The sequence below is a fragment of the Labrys sp. E2SS-1L genome (genome assembly GCF_057073705.1).
On record NZ_CP172712.1, the window covers coordinates 1,482,036 to 1,500,209 of the forward strand.

At 64.5% G+C, this 18,174-nt stretch carries 20 protein-coding genes; 7 read left to right on the forward strand and 13 right to left on the reverse strand.

Going from position 1 to position 18,174, the window contains the following annotated elements:
• Window positions 1–86 precede the first annotated feature (86 nt).
• The gene (locus tag ACIGJE_RS06715; protein WP_415083230.1) at window positions 87–692 is read right to left on the reverse strand and encodes a hypothetical protein; all 606 of its coding nucleotides are present in this window, start codon (window positions 690–692) and stop codon (window positions 87–89) included.
• Window positions 693–702: 10 nt separating this feature from the next.
• Window positions 703–1,422, reverse strand: a complete 720-nt coding sequence (locus tag ACIGJE_RS06720) for an SH3 domain-containing protein (RefSeq protein WP_311938582.1) — start codon at window positions 1,420–1,422, stop codon at window positions 703–705.
• A gap of 151 nt (window positions 1,423–1,573) precedes the next feature.
• Here ACIGJE_RS06720 and ACIGJE_RS06725 point away from each other — a divergent pair, with 151 nt between their 5' ends.
• Together ACIGJE_RS06725 and ACIGJE_RS06730 are read left to right on the forward strand one after the other, a co-directional pair.
• Window positions 1,574–2,578 (forward strand): 2-hydroxyacid dehydrogenase, encoded by a 1,005-nt coding sequence (locus ACIGJE_RS06725; protein ID WP_311938584.1) that lies wholly within the window; start codon window positions 1,574–1,576, stop codon window positions 2,576–2,578.
• A 197-nt stretch (window positions 2,579–2,775) separates the two neighbouring features.
• Entirely contained in the window at window positions 2,776–3,345 is a 570-nt protein-coding gene (locus ACIGJE_RS06730) for a nucleoside 2-deoxyribosyltransferase (protein ID WP_415083233.1), read from the forward strand.
• Window positions 3,346–3,605: 260 nt separating this feature from the next.
• Here the strand turns inward: ACIGJE_RS06730 and ACIGJE_RS06735 are convergent, their stop codons facing one another.
• Window positions 3,606–4,142 carry a hypothetical protein gene (locus tag ACIGJE_RS06735; protein ID WP_415083235.1) on the reverse strand — a complete coding sequence of 179 codons (537 nt, stop codon included), beginning with the start codon at window positions 4,140–4,142 and terminating at the stop codon, window positions 3,606–3,608.
• A gap of 367 nt (window positions 4,143–4,509) precedes the next feature.
• Between ACIGJE_RS06735 and ACIGJE_RS06740 the strand changes: the two genes are divergently transcribed.
• A complete protein-coding gene (locus ACIGJE_RS06740) occupies window positions 4,510–4,806 on the forward strand; it encodes a DUF6958 family protein (protein WP_367625525.1) in 297 nt (98 codons plus the stop codon).
• A 52-nt stretch (window positions 4,807–4,858) separates the two neighbouring features.
• Here ACIGJE_RS06740 and ACIGJE_RS06745 read toward each other — a convergent pair whose 3' ends face one another.
• Window positions 4,859–5,875, reverse strand: coding sequence for an adenosine kinase (locus ACIGJE_RS06745; protein ID WP_367625526.1), 1,017 nt, complete (start codon window positions 5,873–5,875; stop codon window positions 4,859–4,861).
• Window positions 5,876–5,977: 102 nt separating this feature from the next.
• Here ACIGJE_RS06745 and murJ point away from each other — a divergent pair, with 102 nt between their 5' ends.
• Window positions 5,978–7,549, forward strand: a complete 1,572-nt coding sequence (murJ, locus tag ACIGJE_RS06750; RefSeq protein ID WP_311938596.1) for a murein biosynthesis integral membrane protein MurJ — start codon at window positions 5,978–5,980, stop codon at window positions 7,547–7,549.
• A 46-nt stretch (window positions 7,550–7,595) separates the two neighbouring features.
• Here murJ and ACIGJE_RS06755 read toward each other — a convergent pair whose 3' ends face one another.
• The 7 genes from ACIGJE_RS06755 to nth all read right to left on the reverse strand — a co-directional run bounded on the left by ACIGJE_RS06755 (window position 7,596) and on the right by nth (window position 13,405).
• Window positions 7,596–8,186, reverse strand: coding sequence for a sugar O-acetyltransferase (locus ACIGJE_RS06755; RefSeq protein ID WP_415083237.1), 591 nt, complete (start codon window positions 8,184–8,186; stop codon window positions 7,596–7,598).
• 29 nt (window positions 8,187–8,215) lie between these two features.
• Window positions 8,216–8,521 (reverse strand): NIPSNAP family protein, encoded by a 306-nt coding sequence (locus tag ACIGJE_RS06760; protein ID WP_367625528.1) that lies wholly within the window; start codon window positions 8,519–8,521, stop codon window positions 8,216–8,218.
• A 202-nt stretch (window positions 8,522–8,723) separates the two neighbouring features.
• Window positions 8,724–9,467, reverse strand: coding sequence for a tRNA pseudouridine(38-40) synthase TruA (gene truA, locus ACIGJE_RS06765; protein WP_415083239.1), 744 nt, complete (start codon window positions 9,465–9,467; stop codon window positions 8,724–8,726).
• Between the two features lie 51 nt (window positions 9,468–9,518).
• Window positions 9,519–10,445 (reverse strand): methionyl-tRNA formyltransferase, encoded by a 927-nt coding sequence (gene fmt, locus ACIGJE_RS06770; RefSeq protein WP_415083241.1) that lies wholly within the window; start codon window positions 10,443–10,445, stop codon window positions 9,519–9,521.
• A 4-nt stretch (window positions 10,446–10,449) separates the two neighbouring features.
• Entirely contained in the window at window positions 10,450–11,019 is a 570-nt protein-coding gene (gene def / locus ACIGJE_RS06775) for a peptide deformylase (RefSeq protein WP_311938604.1), read from the reverse strand.
• Window positions 11,020–11,182: 163 nt separating this feature from the next.
• A complete protein-coding gene (locus ACIGJE_RS06780; protein WP_367625531.1) occupies window positions 11,183–12,400 on the reverse strand; it encodes an MFS transporter in 1,218 nt (405 codons plus the stop codon).
• A gap of 222 nt (window positions 12,401–12,622) precedes the next feature.
• The gene (gene nth / locus ACIGJE_RS06785) at window positions 12,623–13,405 is read right to left on the reverse strand and encodes an endonuclease III (protein ID WP_311938608.1); all 783 of its coding nucleotides are present in this window, start codon (window positions 13,403–13,405) and stop codon (window positions 12,623–12,625) included.
• Between the two features lie 49 nt (window positions 13,406–13,454).
• Between nth and ACIGJE_RS06790 the strand changes: the two genes are divergently transcribed.
• Window positions 13,455–13,922: a DUF2244 domain-containing protein gene (locus tag ACIGJE_RS06790; protein ID WP_311938610.1), complete on the forward strand. Its 468-nt coding sequence runs from the start codon at window positions 13,455–13,457 to the stop codon at window positions 13,920–13,922.
• An 82-nt stretch (window positions 13,923–14,004) separates the two neighbouring features.
• On the forward strand, window positions 14,005–14,907 hold the full coding sequence (locus tag ACIGJE_RS06795) for a methylated-DNA--[protein]-cysteine S-methyltransferase (RefSeq protein ID WP_415083245.1): 903 nt from the start codon (window positions 14,005–14,007) through the stop codon (window positions 14,905–14,907).
• 112 nt (window positions 14,908–15,019) lie between these two features.
• Here the strand turns inward: ACIGJE_RS06795 and lldD are convergent, their stop codons facing one another.
• Both lldD and ACIGJE_RS06805 read right to left on the reverse strand, forming a co-directional pair.
• The gene (gene lldD, locus ACIGJE_RS06800) at window positions 15,020–16,150 is read right to left on the reverse strand and encodes an FMN-dependent L-lactate dehydrogenase LldD (RefSeq protein ID WP_415083247.1); all 1,131 of its coding nucleotides are present in this window, start codon (window positions 16,148–16,150) and stop codon (window positions 15,020–15,022) included.
• 123 nt (window positions 16,151–16,273) lie between these two features.
• Complete coding sequence (locus tag ACIGJE_RS06805) at window positions 16,274–16,894, reverse strand: 2,3-bisphosphoglycerate-dependent phosphoglycerate mutase (RefSeq protein ID WP_311943636.1); 621 nt, start codon at window positions 16,892–16,894, stop codon at window positions 16,274–16,276.
• A gap of 172 nt (window positions 16,895–17,066) precedes the next feature.
• Between ACIGJE_RS06805 and ACIGJE_RS06810 the strand changes: the two genes are divergently transcribed.
• Window positions 17,067–18,149, forward strand: coding sequence for a cobalt-precorrin-5B (C(1))-methyltransferase (locus tag ACIGJE_RS06810; RefSeq protein ID WP_415083249.1), 1,083 nt, complete (start codon window positions 17,067–17,069; stop codon window positions 18,147–18,149).
• Window positions 18,150–18,174: the final 25 nt, after the last annotated feature.

An 18,174-nucleotide genomic window follows, 5' to 3' on the forward strand; every position in this document is an offset into this window, starting at 1 on the left:
AGCCGCGTCGTTTCCAACAGCAGGCGAGGACACCTGCGATCCCGGGAAACCAGGCCTTAGTGACGCAGTATCTTTGAAACTTGGCCTCAGAAGGCCGCCAGCATTGCTGTGAAACGGCCCAAGGCCGGGGCATCGAAATTGCCCACGCCGGTGAGTTGGAGATCGATGGCGTGGGGCCGCAGCGCGGCGGCGGCCGGCAGGAGCGCCGGCTCCGTCAGCCCGAGAAAGCAGGGCAGGCCAGCCAGTTCGATCAGGCGCCGGCAGGCGCTCAGATCATCCCCGCTGCCGACATGCAGATGCAGGGCATCGGCGAGGGAGGCATAGGCCTCCACCAGGACCTCGGCATCCGTGCCTCCAGGATCGATGGACTGGATGATCTTGCGGCCACGGATGATGCGCTTGAGGCCGGGATATTCGCCGGCGGCGATGGGCCTGGCCAGGCGAACGGCGAGCGCCGCCGAGGCGTCGACCTGCTGTGCCACGGTGCCGGCCGTCAGCGCGGGCGTGATCAGGACCGGCGTGACCGCCGGCGGCAGGCCGAGCGCGATCGCCGCCAGCATTTCGCTGCCTTCCGGGCCCGCCTGCGGAAAGGCGGTGGGGTCGAGCCCGATGGCATCGACACCCGCCTCGACCGCCATGCCGGCTTGCTCGCGGGAGGCGATCCCGCTGATCATCAGGCGAAGGCGGGGCACAGGCTCCGTCTCAGTCGATCGCTTCGCCGGGATAGGCGCCCCACAGATTGCTTTCCTGGATCCAGCCGTCGAAGCCCTCGCCCTGGATACGGCACCAGTTCGAGGCGCAATTCTTGATCGAGGCTTGCACGCCGGGCTGCAGCATGGCGACAGCCGTCGCCTTGGCGTCGGCGGTGGCATGGAGCGGCAGCGTCTGCTGCTTGGACCAGGGCGCGATCAGCGCCGTGCGCTTGCCCGAGAGCAGGTTCTGCAGCACCCAGCCTTCGGAGCCGTCGGCGTCGCGGATGCGCCGCCAGTTCTCGAATTCGGCGATCACTTCCACAGGCAGGTTGGACTTCTGGTAGATGAAGGACACGGTCTGGTCGCGCGAGGGGCCCTGGCGCACATTCACCCTGTCGGGCTTCAGGCTGACGAAGCGAGGCATCGGCAGGCCGGAGACCGGGCCGAGCTGGTCCTTGCCGGCCTTGGGGTCCGGCAGCGAACCGGTGACGTCATCGGCAGGCTTGTCCGGGATGGCGGCCTTGCCTGCGCCGGCGATGAAGGCGGCCACGGTGGGATCGGCCAGCGTATCGGCGCTGATGCCATCGCTCGCCGCACCCGTCGGCTGCTTCAGCCGCTTGTGGTGAAGATAGTAGACCCCGCCGGCGACGATGAGGGCGCAGAAGGCACCGGCAAAACCGATCTTGGCAATGGGACTCAAACGGGGCGCTTCTTCTTCGTAATGGGACATGCCGGACCTCGACGCACACACTCGCCCGCAACCTCTCTCTGTTGCTGCGCCTGCCTGTCTGTTAGAGGAAGGACAGTGATGGGCTGCGGGCTTATCGGCGCAGTTTGTCTGAGGGCGGTGAACGCCGTCTTAAAGTTTGCGGGAGGTCGGCATGTCGTTACGAAAAAAACCGCGGGTCGTGGTCACGCGCCGCCTGCCGGACAGCGTGGAAACCCGCATGCGCGAACTGTTCGACGCGCAACTGAACCTGACCGACGAGAAGATGTCGCAGGAGGCCCTGATCGAAGCGGTGAAGACGGCCGACGTGCTGGTGCCCACCATCAATGATCGCGTCGACAAGGCCTTGATCGAGGCGGCCGGCAGCAACCTCAAGCTGATCGCCAATTTCGGCAATGGCGTCGACAATATCGACGTCGAGGCGGCGGTCGCCCGCAAGATCACCGTGACCAACACGCCCCGTGTCCTCACCGAGGACACCGCCGACATGACCATGGCGCTGATTCTCGCCGTGGCCCGGCGCGTGACCGAGGGGGCCAGGGTGATTCCCGAAGGTGACAATGCCTGGCCCGGCTGGTCGCCGACCTGGATGCTCGGGCGCCGCATCACCGGCAAGCGCCTCGGCATCATCGGCATGGGCCGCATCGGCCAGGCCCTGGCGCGCCGGGCCAAGGCCTTCGGCCTGCAGGTGCATTACCACAATCGCCATCATGTCGACCCCGCCGTCGAGGCCGAGCTGGAGGCGACCTATTGGGATTCACTCGACCAGATGCTGGCCCGCATGGACATCATCTCGGTCAATTGTCCGCACACGCCGGCGACCTATCACCTGCTCTCGGCCCGGCGGCTGAAGCTGCTCAAGCGCGAGGCCCTGGTGATCAACACGGCGCGCGGCGAGGTGATCGACGAAACCACGCTTGCCAAGATGCTCGATGCCGGCGAGATCGCCGGCGCCGGGCTCGATGTGTTCGAGCATGAACCGGCGGTCAATCCCCGCCTGGTCAAGCTCGCCAAGAGCGGGCGCGTGGTGCTGCTGCCGCATATGGGCTCGGCCACCATCGAAGGCCGAACCGACATGGGCGAGAAGGTCATCGTCAATATCCGTGCCTTCATGGATGGCCATAGTCCGCCGGACAAGGTCCTGCCGGAGATGCTGTGAAACCAGGTGGGTCGATCTCCAGATCGACCCATGCATGCGAGTTGGGGCGCTGTCATTCCCGGCGCTGCCGAAGGCAGCGGGAAGGGAATCCAGGGGCACGAATGCGTCCCGCCGCTCCTGGATTCCCTTCCCCTCGCTGCGCTCGGCCGGGAATGACAGGTCGGACTTATGTAGATCGGTAAAAAGGGCACCCCCCAATGCGCGTTTATCTGGCCGGCCCCGAAGTCTTCCTGCCCAACGCCCGCGAGGTGCTCGACGCCAAGATCGAGCTCACCCGGCGCCATGGCTTTATCCCGGTCTCTCCGGGTGACCTGGAAATCCCGGCGCAGCCGACCAAGCGCGATTTCGGCCTCGCCATCAGCGCCGTCAATGAAAGGCTGATGCTGAGTGCCGATGCGATCATCGCCAATCTCACGCCCTTCCGCGGCATCGCCGCCGATACCGGCACGGTCTATGAGCTTGGCTTCATGTGCGCCCGCGGCTGTCCTGCCTTCGCCTTCTCCAATGTGGCCCAATCGCATTTCGAGCGGCTGCAGATCTATTACGACGGCCGGATCGCCGATGATGCGCAGGGCCGGCCGCGCGGCTCGGATGGCCTGGCGGTCGAGGATTTCGACATGGCCGAGAACCTGATGCTCGACGGTGGCATCGAGGCACGCGGCGGGGTTTTCGTCACGCGCGCGGCGGCGGCGGGCAAGCTCTTCGAAGACCTCGGCGCCTTCGAGGAATGCCTGCGGATCGCGACTGGACGGCTGTTGAGCATTTGAAAGGGCCCATACGATGCCGTCGCGTTACGAACTCGTTCTTTGCGATGTTTCGGGGAAGCACAAGCCGGTGGCGATCTTCGCCTCGTCCAGCCCCTTCATGCCGCTGAGCGTGGGGAACGCTTCGATGATCAGGGTTGGGATCGGCTTAATGGGGTAGGCAGCTGAGAACTCGGTAATTCCTTCCCTTTGCGGAGAAGGTGACTGCAGGCGGATGAACGGGCAGCGCGCCCAGTTTGGATCAAAGTGTAATGGTCTTCTAACTATACGTATACTTCAAAGCTATCGATGCACATGAAAACTTCCGAAATGTCGATCGAGTCGTTTCTATTTCTAAGATATTTCAATTCTGGCAAAACATATGCGCTGAATCCGTACGCCGTATGATCGCGGCTCTGCCTTGGATGTCTATCCCAGGAGCGGCAAATCAAATATTCATCCTTCTCGATCCACGGATCATAAGCGCAATCTTTTCCAAGCGGCGAATTGTTTCTAAGTATATCTTTCACGATCCTGCCAGCCAAGGAGGGAAGGTGCAGAGAAATGGCAGTTTCGCCATCGCCTCTATAGCTAAGGCCTCGAAAAACATAGATATAAGAATTGGGGCATTCAGAATGGAAGTAAGTCATTGATTCTTTTGAATTTATCTCTCCATGTGCTCGCTTCCAATTTTTAGGTGCTGCATCTTCATGGCGTTTTCGTTCTTCGATCTCGCGGCGAATCGTACGAGGATCGAGATTCAGCCACTGTGTGTCTTCGGTTCCTCGTGAATTGAATGCCATGTGATTCATATATTTCATAAAATGGAAATCGTTCTTTATTCTCTCGGGAAATGGTTTCGTTAGAGGCGTCCAGTTATTTTTGTATAGAACGGCTTCATAGCCGTTCCTGAGGTGCAGGGACGACAGTATTCTTCGAAGTATATCTATCTGAGTTTGCATGACGCGAATTCTGCCTTGAGGGTACCCATTCTACGCGAAACGCGAAAGCATTCCATCGACCTGTTTAGGCCGCGCCACCTCACGGTCATCCTCGGCAATGGCGCGCGTTTGCCTTGGCTTTCGCCGGCCTGGGATTGAAGCTGGCTTTCTCGCGGTTGTGATGTCGGAAATACGCCGGCGCCGACGTCCTTGTTGCAGAGGATGCGATGTGCCGGAGGACCTGCCGATGACCGATAAGACCCGAATTGAACTGCTGAACATCAATCACCCCGGCAAGGCCTGGGCGGCGGATGCGGCCATGTACGCGGCGATGAAGGCCGCCATTCTGGCCTTGCTGCCGGATGGCAAGCCGGGCCTGACCGTGGCGCAGATCCAGGCCCGGGTGCCGGCCCTACTGCCGGAGAATCTCTATCCCGGCGGTGCCAAGGCGGGCTGGTGGGTCAAGGCCGTGCAGCTCGACCTCGAGGCGCGGAGTATCATCCGGCGCGAGAAGGTCTCGCCGCTACGTCTTCACAAGGCCTGACTCGTTTGAGAAAGGCCTCCTGGCCCTTCTCAAAAAAATACTTCGGCTCTTGTCAGAGCAGTCCGTTTTCCTGGGCCAACACGCGCAGATTGGTCTGCGGGCGGGCTCCGACATGCTGGATCACCTCGGCGGCGGCCAGCGCGCCGAGCTTGAGCGAGGCCAGATGCGGCAGGCCGCGGGCAAGGCCGAACAGGAAGCCTGAGGCGAAGAGGTCGCCGGCGCCGGTGGTATCGACCAGCTTGTCGATCGGGAAGGCCGGCACGGAGACGCGCGTGCCGCCCTCGATCGCCAGCGCCCCGTCTTCCGAGCGGGTCACGATGGCGAGGCGGCAGTCCTTCTCGACCTGGGCGAGCGCCGTCTCGAAATCAGAGGTCTCGTAGAGCGACTTGATCTCCTGGGTGTTGGCGAACACGGTGTCGACCACGCCCGAGCGCATGAGGTGGAGGAACTCGCCGCGGAAACGGTCGACGCAGAAGGAGTCGGACAGGGTGATCGCCACGCGCCGTCCGGCCTTGTGGGCGATATCGGCGGCTTTCAGGAAGGCGTCCTTGGCATCCTGGGGATCCCACAGATAGCCTTCCATATAGGTGATGGCGGCGCCTCGCACGACATCCTCTTCGATGTCGGCCGGGCCGAGCAGATGGCAGGCGCCGAGATAGGTGTTCATCGTGCGCTCGCCATCGGGCGTGATGAAGATGAAGCTCTTGGCGGTGGAGGGACCCTCCGTCAGCGGCACCGTCTCGAAATGGGTGCCCTGGGCGCGCAGGTCGTGGGTGAAGACCTTGCCGGCTTCGTCCCGCTTTACCTTGCCGAAATAGGCGGTCTTTCCACCCAGAGAGGCGACGCCGACTGCCGTATTGGCGGCCGACCCGCCCGAGATCTCGATGCTCTGGCCCATGGCGGCGTAAAGGTGGTCGGCCCGTTCCTCGCTGGTGAGGATCATGGCGCCCTTGGCGAGGCCTTCGCGGACCAGGAAATCGTCTTCGGTCTGGGCAAAGACATCGACAATGGCGTTGCCGATGGTGAGAACGTCGAAACGAGGTTTCGCGCTGGAAGGGGATTTGGGCATGCAGTATCTCTGTTTTGCGCGCGCGGACTATAGCGATGTGCTGCGTTGCGGCAAGGAAGAGTTGCGACGCAACCAGTGCCGTCGCTGTCGTTCGGAGTTCTGATGGCCTTCCTGCGTAACGCTGCCTCGGTCGGATTCGCGACTCTCGCCTCCCGCATTCTCGGTTTCATCCGTGACACCATGGTGGCGGCGGCGCTGGGGGCCGGGCCTGTGGCCGATGCCTTCGTGGTCGCCTTCCGCCTGCCGAGCCTGATGCGCCGGCTGTTTGCCGAAGGTGCCGTCAACACGGCTTTCGTACCTCTTCATGCCGAGGCCGAACGACGCGGCGAGGGCGAGGCCTTTTCCGACCAGGTCTTCACGCAGGTCGCCCTGGCGTTCTTCCTGGCCTCGGCCCTGGCCCTCGTGGCGATGCCGCTGCTGATCGAGCTGATTGCACCCGGGTTCGGCAAAGGCGGCGGCCGTGTCGATCTTGCGGTTGCCCTGTCGCGTATCACTTTCACCTATTGCCTGGCGACGGCCGTGATGGTGGTGGCTTCGGCCGTGCTCAACGTGCATGGCCGTTTCACGGTGGCGGCCTATGCACCGGCGCTCGTCAATGTCGTTACCATCGCCGCCCTGCTCGGCGCCCCCTTGCTGGCCCGGCTCGACCAGGAGGCTTTGGCGCGCCTGCTGGCCTGGTCGATCTTCGTCGGAGGCCTCGCCCAGGGTGGACTGGTTTTCTGGGCCCTCCATCGGGCCCGCCTGCGGCTGCGGCTGGTCAAGCCGCGTTGGACACCTGCAGTCCGGCGTTTCTTCCTGCTCGCATTGCCGGGGGTGCTGACGGCGGGGGCGACGCAGGTCAACGCCTTCATCGGCCTGATCGTGGCCTCCGCCGATCCCGGTGCCGTGACTTGGCTCTATTATGCCGATCGCCTCTACCAGCTGCCGCTGGGCATCATCGCGGTGGCGCTCGGCAACGCCCTGCTGCCGGAACTCGCCCGGGCCAGCAGCCAGGAAGACCGGCAGGCCGAGAGTGGTACTCTCAGCCGCGCGGTCGAATTCGCGGCCTTTCTCAGCTTACCGGCAGCGCTGGCCCTGATCGTGCTGGCCGGGCCCATTGTCTCCGTCCTGTTTGAGCGTGGCGCCTTCTCCGCCAATGACAGCGCCGCCACGGCGCTGGCGCTGGCGGGGTTTGCCGCTGGCCTGCCGGCCTTTGCCGGGGCCAAGGTGCTGCAGCCTCTCTTTTTCGCGCGCGCCCGCATGCGGCTGCCCTTCATCATCGCGCTGATCGGCGCCGTGGCCGACGTGGCCCTGTCGCTCGCGCTCTTTCCGGTCTGGCGCCAGGTCGGCATTGCCGCCGCCGCGGCGGCCTCCGGCTGGATCAATCTCGTCGTGCTGGCCCTGTTGGCCTGGCAAAGCGGGCTGTTGCAACTCGACAGGCCCGCCTGCCGCCGACTGCCCCGGATCGCTGGCGCCGCCGTCCTGATGCTGGCTGCCCTTTATGGAGCGGTGGGGGCCGTGGAGAGCTGGCTGATCGCAGGGCAGCCCCTGGCGGTGCGCGTAGTGACCCTTGCACTCCTCTGCGGCGGGGGGCTGATTTTCTACCTGGGTGCTTGCCTGCTGCTGGGAGCCATCGATCGCAAGGCCGGACTGCGGGCGCTACTGGCAGGCCGTGCGCCGGAGGCCGGCGGATAACCATCGGCCTTCATTGCGAATTCGGCCGTCGAAGCGCCCCATCCTGTCACGGCTTGAAGCCGGTGCGGTCGGCCGCAGTGATGGTCCTGATGACCTGGGCTGGAACGCCGGCGGCAATCACGTTCGGCGGGATGTCGCGCGTGACCACGCTGCCCGATCCGACGATGGCATTGTCGCCGATACTCACGCCCGGATTGATATGGACGCCGGCACCAACCCAGACCCGATTGCCGATTCGTACCGGCCTGGCCTGGCAGGCGCCGGCAGCACGCTCGATCGGATCGATGGCATGGTTGGCGGTGTAGATGCCGACCCGCGGCCCGAGCAGCACGTAATCCCCGATCTCGACGCTGGCGCCATCCAGGATTACGCAGTCGAAATTGGCGTAGAAGGAGCGTCCGATGCTGATGTTGAAGCCGAACTCGCAGCGAAAGCTTGGCTCGAACAGGGCGCCGGGGCCGACCGATTTCAACAGGCTGCGCAGGATGGCCTCGCGCACTTCGGCCGTCTCGCCGATGCTGCGATGATAGGCGCTGGTGAATTCGACCGCCCTGGCACGTGCCGCGATCAGTTCGGAAGTGAGGTCGTTATAGACGGCGCCGCTGAGCATCAGGGCGCGCTGGGCTTCCAGATCCACCGGGACCTCCTGTCTTCGAGAAGTGCGGCTCAGCCGAACACCGGGCGCATGAAGCTGCGTTCATAGCGCACGATGCTGCGAACCTGCTTTTCCTCAGCCAGGATGGCCTGGCATTCCGGATCGACGGCCAGGCGCTGGCGATAATCCTCATAGGCGGCAAGGCTGGGGAAGCTGAACAGCGCATAAGCAAGGTCGCTGGCGCCCTCATGCGGCAGGAAATAGCCGTGATGCGTGCCGCCCATGCGGTTGACCACGGGAATCCAGGCCTTGGCATAGGCTTCGAAGGCATCGAGCTTCCAGGGATCGACGACATATTTCAGATAGCAGGTAATCACGGATGGCCTCGCAGCTATGGCGTTTCGCGATTTGACGGAGTCACCTCGAATCGCAAAGACGCGTCGAACCGAAGAGTTGGAGCAGCAAGCGTTCAGTCGTGAACGCACGTTGCTCTGGAGCATGGTGCCGGAAAGAGGGCGCCCGTTTCCTACAACATCGGATCCGATTCTGGATCAGGCCCGCCGCTGCCGCGCAGGCAGATCAATAGTCGACGCCGGTGAGGTAGAGCCCGTGCGGCGGCGCCAGCGCGGCGCAGCGGGTGCGGTCGCGGGCTTCCAGCACATCGACCAGATCCGCCTTGCTCCAGTCGCCGGAGCCGACCCGGCGCAGCGATCCCACCATGGAGCGGACCTGGTTGTGCAGGAAGGAGCGGGCCGTGGCGATGACATGGATCTCGTCGCCCACGCGCATCACGTCGAGGCGGTCGAGCGTCTTCATCGGGCTCTGGGCCTGGCAATCGGCCGAGCGGAAAGTGGTGAAGTCGTGGTGGCCGATGAGACCCTGCGCCGCATGATGCATGGCTTCGGCGTCTAGGGACTTGCGGATATGCCAGGCGCGATGGCGCTCCAGCGCCAAGGGCGGGCGGCGGTCGATCAGCCGATAGAGATAGCGCCGGCCCCTGGCGGAGAAGCGCGCGTCGAAACTGTCGGGCATCTTCTCGACGCCGAGGATGGTGACATAGTCGTCCTGCAGGGTCAGGTGAGCGTTGAGCGCGTCGCGTACCCTGTCGGTGGTCCAGTCCTTGGCCAGCATCACCGAGGCGACCTGCCCTGTAGCATGCACGCCGGCGTCGGTCCGGCCGGCACCCTGGATGCGCAGGGTCTGGCCGGTGAAGGCGAGGATGGCCTCCTCGATCGCCTGCTGCGCAGACCGACCATTGGCCTGCGCCTGCCAGCCGACATAGGGCGTGCCGTCATATTCGATCAGGAGCTTGTAACGCGGCATTCGGGTACTTCGTTGCTGAAGTCAGGCCTCTACGCCATCAGGGCGCGGGAGTCACGCAAGCCGCGCGCCCTGCACCAGCGGCGCGCCCTTGAGGAATTCGGCGGCACCCATCGGAGTCTTGCCGGCGCGCTGGACCTGGACGAGGCGGATGGCGCCACTGCCGCAGGCGACCGTCAATTCGTCGTCGAGCAACGTGCCTGCGACGCCATAGCCATCGGCAAGCTGTGCGTGCAACACCTTCACCCGCTGCGAGCCCTGGCCCCAATCGGCTTCGAACCAGGCACCCGGGAAGGGAGATAGACCACAAATGTGGTTATGGATTTCCTGGGCCGGGCGCGACCAGTCGATACGGGCCTCTGCCTTGTCGATCTTGCGGGCATAGGTCACGCCCTCTTCTCTCTGGGCCGTGAAGGTGAGTGTGCCGCGCGAAAGGGCGCCGAGCGCCCGGGCCATCAGGTCGGCGCCGAGGAGGGAAAGGCGGTCATGCAGCTCGCCCGCCGTCATGTCCGGCTCGATTTCGATGCTGTCGGCCAGCGCGACCGGGCCGGTATCGAGGCCTTCCTCCATGCGCATCACCATCACGCCGGTCTTGGTGTCGCCGGCCATGATGGCGCGCTGGATCGGGGCGGCGCCGCGCCAGCGCGGCAGCAGCGAGGCATGCAGATTGAGGCAGCCTTCCGCCGGGGCCTCCAGGGCCGCCTTGGGCAGGATCAGGCCATAGGCGACCACCACGGCGACATCGGCGCCGAGGCCGGCGAAGGTGGCGATGGTTTCCTCGTCGCGGAAGCTCTTGGGCGTGAACACGGGAATGCCGAAGCCTTCGGCCAGTTTGTGCACCGGTGAAGGCGCCAGAGCCATACCGCGGCCGGCCGGCGCCGGCGGCCTCGTATAGACGGCAACGACCTCATGACCCTGGTTGAGGATCTCGGCCAGCACCGGGCGAGCGAACTCCGGCGTACCCATGAAAACGACGCGCAACGCCTCAGCCTTCCGCCGGGCGCGGAGCTTCGCGCTCGCGTTTCTCGCGCTTGAACTGCGGCAGTTCGCCGGTCTTGACCGCCTTGGTGAACTTGCGGATCACCATGTCGCGCTTGAGCTTGGAGATGTGGTCGATGAACAATTCGCCGTTGAGGTGGTCGATCTCGTGCTGCAGGCAGGTCGCCATCAATCCATCGGCTTCGAGCTCGGCCTGCTTGCCCTCGCGATCGATATAGGCGACGCGCACCGTGGCCGGCCGCTCGACATCGGCATAATAGTCGGGGATGGAGAGGCACCCCTCTTCATAGACGCTGCGCTCGTCCGACGACCACACGATCTCCGGATTGATGAAGACATGCGGCTCCGGCGGCTCGTCTTCCTTGGCGAGGTCGATGACGACAAGGCGGCGCGGCACGGCGATCTGGATCGCCGCCAGGCCGATGCCGGGCGCGTCATACATGGTTTCCAGCATGTCGTCGGCGAGCTGGAGCAGCTCCGCATCGACGCGCTCGATCGGCGCGGAGACGAGGCGGAGCTTGGAGTCGGGCAGGATGATGATCGGTTTGATGGCCATGTCAGGCAGATAGGATGCCGCGCGCGAGGCGTCAATGCGAAAGCGGGTTGGAGACGCTCCTGGGACCGCCGGCATCCTGCCGGCCTTTGGAACCACCGCGCTTGCAGGAGAGGAAGAAGCCGGCAGGATGCCGGCGGTCCCAGGAGAAACGGTACGAAACGCCCTATTCGAGCACGGTCATCACCTGTCCGCGCCGTTCCGGGCTGAAACGGATGACGACGATGATGCAGATGGCGACGACGCCAGCAAAGAGGGCCAGCGCATAGCCATAGCTGCTGCCGGGCGCCTCGGCTATGCCGGCCTGGTAGGGGCCGCCATAGGACGCAGCGAGATTGCCGGCCTGATAGATGAAGCCGGGCAGCGTCGCCCGCACGGAGCCCGGGGAAAGTTCGTTGAGGTGCACTGGAATGACGCCCCAGGCGCCTTGCACCGAGATCTGCATGATGAAGGCGCCGATGGCGAGCATCGTGGGCGTCGTGCTGTAGGCCCATAGCGGCAGGGTGGGCAGGGCGATCAGGCAGGCGATGGTGATGGCGTTGACGCGTCCGATCCGCTCGGACAGGGACCCGAAGAGCAGGCCACCGGCGATCGCACCGAGATTGGCGACGATGGTGATCCAGCTCACCGTGTGGGCATCGAAGCCGTGCTGTTTCTTCAGGAAGGTCGGATAGAGATCCTGCGTGCCGTGGCTGAAGAAATTGAAGAACATCATCAGCACCACGGCATAGAGGGCGATGCCCCAATGGCGCTGCAGGGTTTCGCCGAGACTAGGCTTCGCCTGGTCCCGCGCCTCGGTGAAAGCCGGCGATTCCGGCACATGCGACCGGATGAAGAGCACGATCAGGGCGGGCAGGACGCTGAGCAGGAACATGGTGCGCCAGCCGACGACATGGCCGCCGATGGTCTGGCCATAGATCAATCCATAGACGATGGCCGCCAGCAGATAGCCGGCCGGATAGCCTGCCTGGAGCAGGCCCGACACCAGGCCGCGGGCCGATGGCGGGATCGATTCCATCGCAAGCGAGCTGCCAAGGCCCCATTCGCCGCCCATGGCGATGCCGAAGATGGCGCGCAGGATCAGGAATACCATGAGATTGGGCGAGAAGGCGGCCAGGGCGCCGATCACCGAATAGCTGACGATGTTGAGCATCAGGATCGGCTTGCGCCCGAAGCGGTCGGCCAGCCTGCCGAAGATGAAGGCACCGATGAAGCGGGTCGCCAGAGTGAAGAACAAGGCTTCGGAAACGGCGGGAACGCCGACCTGGAATTCGGCCGCGATATCCGTGAGCAGGAAGGTCAGGAGGAAGAAGTCGAAGGCGTCGAGTGTCCAGCCGAGAAAGGAGGCGAGGACGGTCTTCTTCTGTTGTGAACTGAGGGGCAAGCGATTTCTCCCTTATGGCCATCGGCCGGCCACAGGGAAGGGACAGTCATTTCCATTCCTGCAGCCGCTTTTGCTTGGATCGACGCAATGAACGTCGCCAAGGAAGCCCCCTGCCGGCCATAGAAGTCCTGAAATCGTCGAAGCGCCACAAAAATATGCTGATTCAACTGATGCGTGTATTTGGTTGGGCATGCCCGCCGTCGAAGTTGAAACGCTCGACGATCACGCCGTCGTCTTGTCCTCGAACAGGCAGATGTCACGGATCAGGCAGGTGGGGCAGGCAGGCTTGATCGCCTTGCAGACATAGCGCCCATGCAGGATGAGCCAGTGATGGGCGTGGCGGGCATAGGCCGCCGGCACCACTTTCTCCAGCCCCAGTTCCACTGCCAGCGGCGTCTTGCCAGGCGCGAGGCCGGTGCGGTTGGCGACCCGGAAGAGATGGGTGTCCACGGCGATGGTCGGCAGGCCGAAGGCGATGTTGAGCACGACATTGGCGGTCTTGCGGCCGACGCCCGGCAGCGTTTCGAGGATCTCGCGCGAGCGCGGCACCTCCCCGCCATGGTCTTCCACCAGCAGCCGCGAAAGGGCGATGACGTTCTTGGCCTTGGTGCGGAACAGGCCGATGGTCTTGATGTGACCGATCAGCGCTTCCTCGCCGAGATCGATCATCTTGGCCGGCGTGTCGGCGATGGCGAACAGCGCCTTGGTCGCCTTGTTGACCCCGACATCGGTGGCCTGGGCCGAGAGCACCACCGCCACCAGCAAGGTATAGGCATTGACGTAGTCGAGTTCACCCTTGGGTTCGGGCAGGGCTTGCGAAAAGCGGCGGAAGATCTCGGTGATTTCGGCCTGCGGCAGGGCGGCGCGCTGGGTGCCGGCCGAGGCCGCGGCTGCGTTGGCCTTCGCCTTGGTCCGGCCTGCCGATTTTGTCGCAGGGGAGGCAACGGACAGGGCGGGCTTTTGAGTCTGGCGGCGGGGCATGAAAGGCTTATAGTGGGCGGCCATGCAAAGCGCCAACCCGAAAACGCCTCAAGAAGCGGTCCAAGAAGCGGTCTTGGAGGAGCCGGTCTTCGATGCCGTGCTCTATCCCCATCGCTCGCTCGGGCCGCGGGGCTTTCGCAACCTCCTCGTCGTGGTCGGCTGTGCCTCGACGCTGCTTTCCATCCCTTTCTACATGATGGGGGCTTGGCCCGTGGTCGGCTTCTTCGGGCTCGATGTCGGCCTGCTCTATGTGATGTTCAAGCTCAATTATCGCGGGGCGAGGCTGCGCGAACATGTGTTGCTTACGCCCATCAGGCTCTTGTTCTCGCGCATCGATCCCAAGGGGCAGCGCCGGGAATGGGTCTTCAACCCGCGCTGGGTGCGGCTGCAGCGCGACGAGCATGAGGAGTTCGGCGTGATGCGCCTGGCCCTGGTCCAGCGCGGCCGCGAGGTTGAAATCGCCCGTTTCCTGGGGGCCTCCGAGAAGGGCGAATTTGCCGACGCCTTTACCCGGGCTCTCAACAAGGCGCGGCGTGTCTGACGGCCTTGTCGTAGCTTTCGGGTGGGAAGCCCGGTGAAGCAGGTCTATCCAGGGCACAAGTGATGATGCCTGGAGACATCCGATGTCGATAACCCTGCCTGATTTTGCCGAGGTGCCGCTCGCTTCGCCGCTCGCCAATTCCCCCGAGGACTATGATCGCATCCGCAAGGCGGTCGCCTATATCACCAGGAAGGCGCAGCACCAGCCTTCGCTCGAGGACATTGCCGGCCATGTCGGCCTGTCGGTCTCGCATTTCCACCATCTCTTCCGGCGCTGGGCCGGCATCACGCCCAAGGATTTCCTGGCGGCGGTGACGCTCGACCGGGCCCGCGACCTCCTGCGCGATTCCGCCTCGATCCTGGATGCCACCTACGAGCTCGGCCTGTCGGGTCCGGCGCGCTTGCACGATCTGTTCGTGACCCATGAGGCGATGACGCCAGGCTCGTTCAAGACGGGCGGGGCGGGCCTCACCATTTCATATGGCTTCCATCCCTCGCCCTTCGGCACGGCGCTGGTGATGGTGGCACCGCTGGGCCTGGCCGGAGTCGCCTTCGCCGATCCGGGCGAGGAGGCCGTTGCTTTGGCCGACATGCGCAAGCGCTGGCCCAATGCGGAACTGCGCGAGGATTCGATGGTGACGGCCCCCTATGCCGGCCGCATCTTCGATCCGAGCCGGTGGCAGGCCGACAGGCCGCTCAATGTGGTGATGATCGGCACCGATTTCGAAGTGCGGGTCTGGCGCACCTTGCTGAAGATCCCGATGGGGCGGGCCACCACCTATGGCGACATCGCCAGCCATATCGGCAATCCCAAGGCCTCGCGCGCTGTGGGCGCGGCGGTGGGCAAGAACCCGCTGTCCTTCGTGGTGCCCTGCCACCGTGTCATCGGCCGTTCAGGCGAATTGACCGGCTATCACTGGGGCCTCACCCGCAAGCAGGCCATGCTGGGCTGGGAAGGCGGACGGGTGCGCAGCGGGACGGCGTAAGATAAGGGGAGCGCGGACATCTCAGCGACTTGAAGACATGTCGCGATGTCCGCTCTTCCTTTCCGGAAACGTTGCGGTTCCAAGAGCGGACAGGATGTCCGCGCTCCAAGGCTTACGCCAGGCTGCTACGGCCGATCTGGTCGATGCGCTCCACGCCGGTGAGCGTCATCGCCACCCGCATCTCCTTGGCGATGATGTCGAGCAGGTTCTCGACGCCGGCCTGGCCGGCGCTCGCCAGAGCATAGGCGAAGGCACGGCCGAGCATGACGCCCTTGGCCCCCAGGGCCAGCATGCGCACCACGTCGAGGCCGGAGCGCACGCCGGAATCGGCGAGCACGGTCAGCTTGTCGCCGACGGCGTCGGTGATCGCCGGCAAGGCCCTCGCGCTGGAGAGCACGCCGTCGAGCTGGCGTCCGCCATGGTTGGAGACCACGATGCCGTCGGCGCCGAAGGCGACGGCATCACGCGCATCCTCGGGGTCGAGAATGCCCTTGATGATCATCGGTCCCTTCCAGAATTCGCGGATCCATTCGAGATCCGACCAACTGATCGAGGGATCGAAATTCTTGGCGAGCCAGCCGATATAGTCGGCCAGGCCTGTGGGCTTGCCGAGATAGCGCGAGACATTGCCGAGGTCGTGCGGCTTGCCCATCAGCCCGACATCGAGGGCCCATTGCGGCTTGAACATCGACTGCAGGATGCGGCGCTGCGGGCCGAACGGGCCCGACATGCCCGAATGCGGATCGCGATAGCGGGCGCCCGGGGTGGGCATGTCGACGGTGAAGACCAGCGTGGTGATGCCGGCGGCCTGGGCGCGCTCCAGGGCGTTCTTCATGAAGCCGCGGTCGCGCAGCACGTAGAGCTGGAACCAGATCGGGGCGGGGCTGGCCGGCACCACCTCCTCGATCGGGCAGATCGAGACGGTGGAGAGCGTCATGGCGATGCCCTTGGCAGCCGCGGCCTTGGCCACCTGCACCTCGCCGCGGCGGGCCAGCATGCCGGTGATGCCGACGGGCGCGAGGATCACCGGCATGGCGAATTTGCGCCCGAAGATCTCGGTCTCCAGGCTCAGCTTGTCGACATTCTTGAGAATGCGCTGCCTGAGGCTGATCCCTTCGAGATCGCTGACATTGGCCCGTAGCGTGTGCTCGGCATAGGCGCCGCCATCGACATAGTCGAACATGAAGCGCGGCAGCTTGCGCCTGGCGGCGGCGCGATAGTCGGAGGGGGAGGCAATGATCATGGGAACGCAGGAAGCCGTAAGGAGATCGTTTCTCTCCGTTTAAGCATTATTGGAGGGGATGGCTATGCCTTCCCCTTCATTTTGTAAGACAAGTGCGCCGGAGCGCGCTTGCTTGCTGGAACCTCAGCCCTTCAGTTCCTGCTTGCTGGCGATGGTGGTATCCGGATTCAGGCGGTAGACGATCGGCACGCCGGTATCGAGCTCGCGCTTGACGATCTCCTCGCCCGTCAGGCCTTCGAGCGCCATGATCAAGGCGCGCAGCGAATTGCCATGGGCGCCGACCAGCACGGTCTTGCCGGCCATCACCTGGGGTTGGATACGGTAGATGTAATAGGGCAGCACGCGCGCGGCCGTATCCTTCAGACTCTCGCCGCCGGGCGGCGGCACATCGTAGGAGCGGCGCCAGATATGCACCTGTTCCTCGCCGAACTTCACCCGCGCCTCGTCCTTGTTGAGGCCGGAGAGATCGCCATAGTCGCGCTCGTTGAGGGCCTGGTCGCGGATGGTCTCGAGGTCTTCCTGGCCGAGTTCGCCGAGAATGATCTTGGTGGTATGCTGGGCGCGCGACAGCACGGAGGTGAAGGCGATGTCGGCCTTGAGCCCGAGCGCCTTGAGGCGACGCCCCGCCTCATGCGCTTCGGCCACGCCCTTCTCCGTCAGGCCGGGATCGCGCCAGCCCGTGAACAGGTTCTTAAGGTTCCAGTCGCTTTGGCCGTGGCGGCAGAGCACGAGAGTGGCGGTCATCAAAGGGGTCCCGTTTCAGGTCGCAATAGGGCTGACATAACCGGGATTGCAATTAATTGCACTGGCCGAATGCGCCGATGGCTGGCAAAACGGTCGATGTCGCCGCCGCTGCTTTCTCGTCGGACCGTGTTTCAGGCGGCAGTCCCATCGACGATGTTGTCCGGTTCTCCTCGTGCGTGATCAAACCTCTCCTCTTCGCTATGGCTGGACTACCGGCGCCTGTGCCGCGGCGGCTGCCAAGGCTGCCTTTGCGGCGCTGCTCGGCGGGGAGTTTCCCGATCCGGTCGTCATCACCTTGCCGCGTGGCGAGCAGCCGGCCTTCGCCCTGGCGCGGTACGAAAGGGGCGAGGGCTATGCCTGCGCCACCATCGTCAAGGATGCGGGCGATGATCCCGACGTCACCCACGGTGCCCTGGTCTCCTCGACGGTGCGCCCTGGCGAACCGGGCACCGGGGTTACCTTCCGGGCGGGGCAGGGCGTAGGAACCGTCACGCGGCCGGGGCTGCCTTTGCCGGTGGGCGAGCCCGCCATCAATCCGGGACCAAGGGGTATGATTGCTGCGGCCATTGCCGAAGTCGCGGCCGCGCATGGCGTCGCCGGGGACGTCGAGGTCACCGTCGCCATCGCCGATGGCGAGGCGATCGCACGCAAGACCCTGAACGGTCGGCTCGGCATCGTCGGCGGCCTCTCTGTGCTCGGCACGACCGGCATCGTCGTCCCCTTTTCCTGCTCGGCCTGGATCCATTCGATCCATCGCGGCATCGACGTGGCACGCGGGGCCGGGCTTGATCATGTCGCTGGCGCTACCGGTGCCGCTTCGGAAGAGGCCGTGGCCAGGCTCTATGGCCTTCCGGAGATCGCACTGATCGACATGGGGGATTTCGTCGGCGGCATGCTGAAATATCTCAGGGTGCATCCGGTGCCGCGCGTCACCGTGGCCGGCGGCTTTGCCAAGATCACCAAGTTGGGCCAGGGCCTCCTGGACCTCCATTCGCGCGCCGGCCCGGTGGACCTGCGCTGGCTGGCGGAGCGGGTGGAGGAACTGGGCGGCAATGGCGAGACGGCCTATCGCGTCTCGCAGGCCAATACCGCGATCGAGGCTCTGGAGATCGCCGGGGAGGCGGGGCTCGATCTGCCGCCCCTGGTGGCGCGGTATGCCTTGAAGACGGCGAAGGCGGTGATGCGCGATGCGGAGATCAGCCTCGACATCGCCATTTTCGATCGTGACGGCCGGCTGTTGGCGCGCGCGGATTGAAATCCGGCAACTGTAGTTGAGCGAG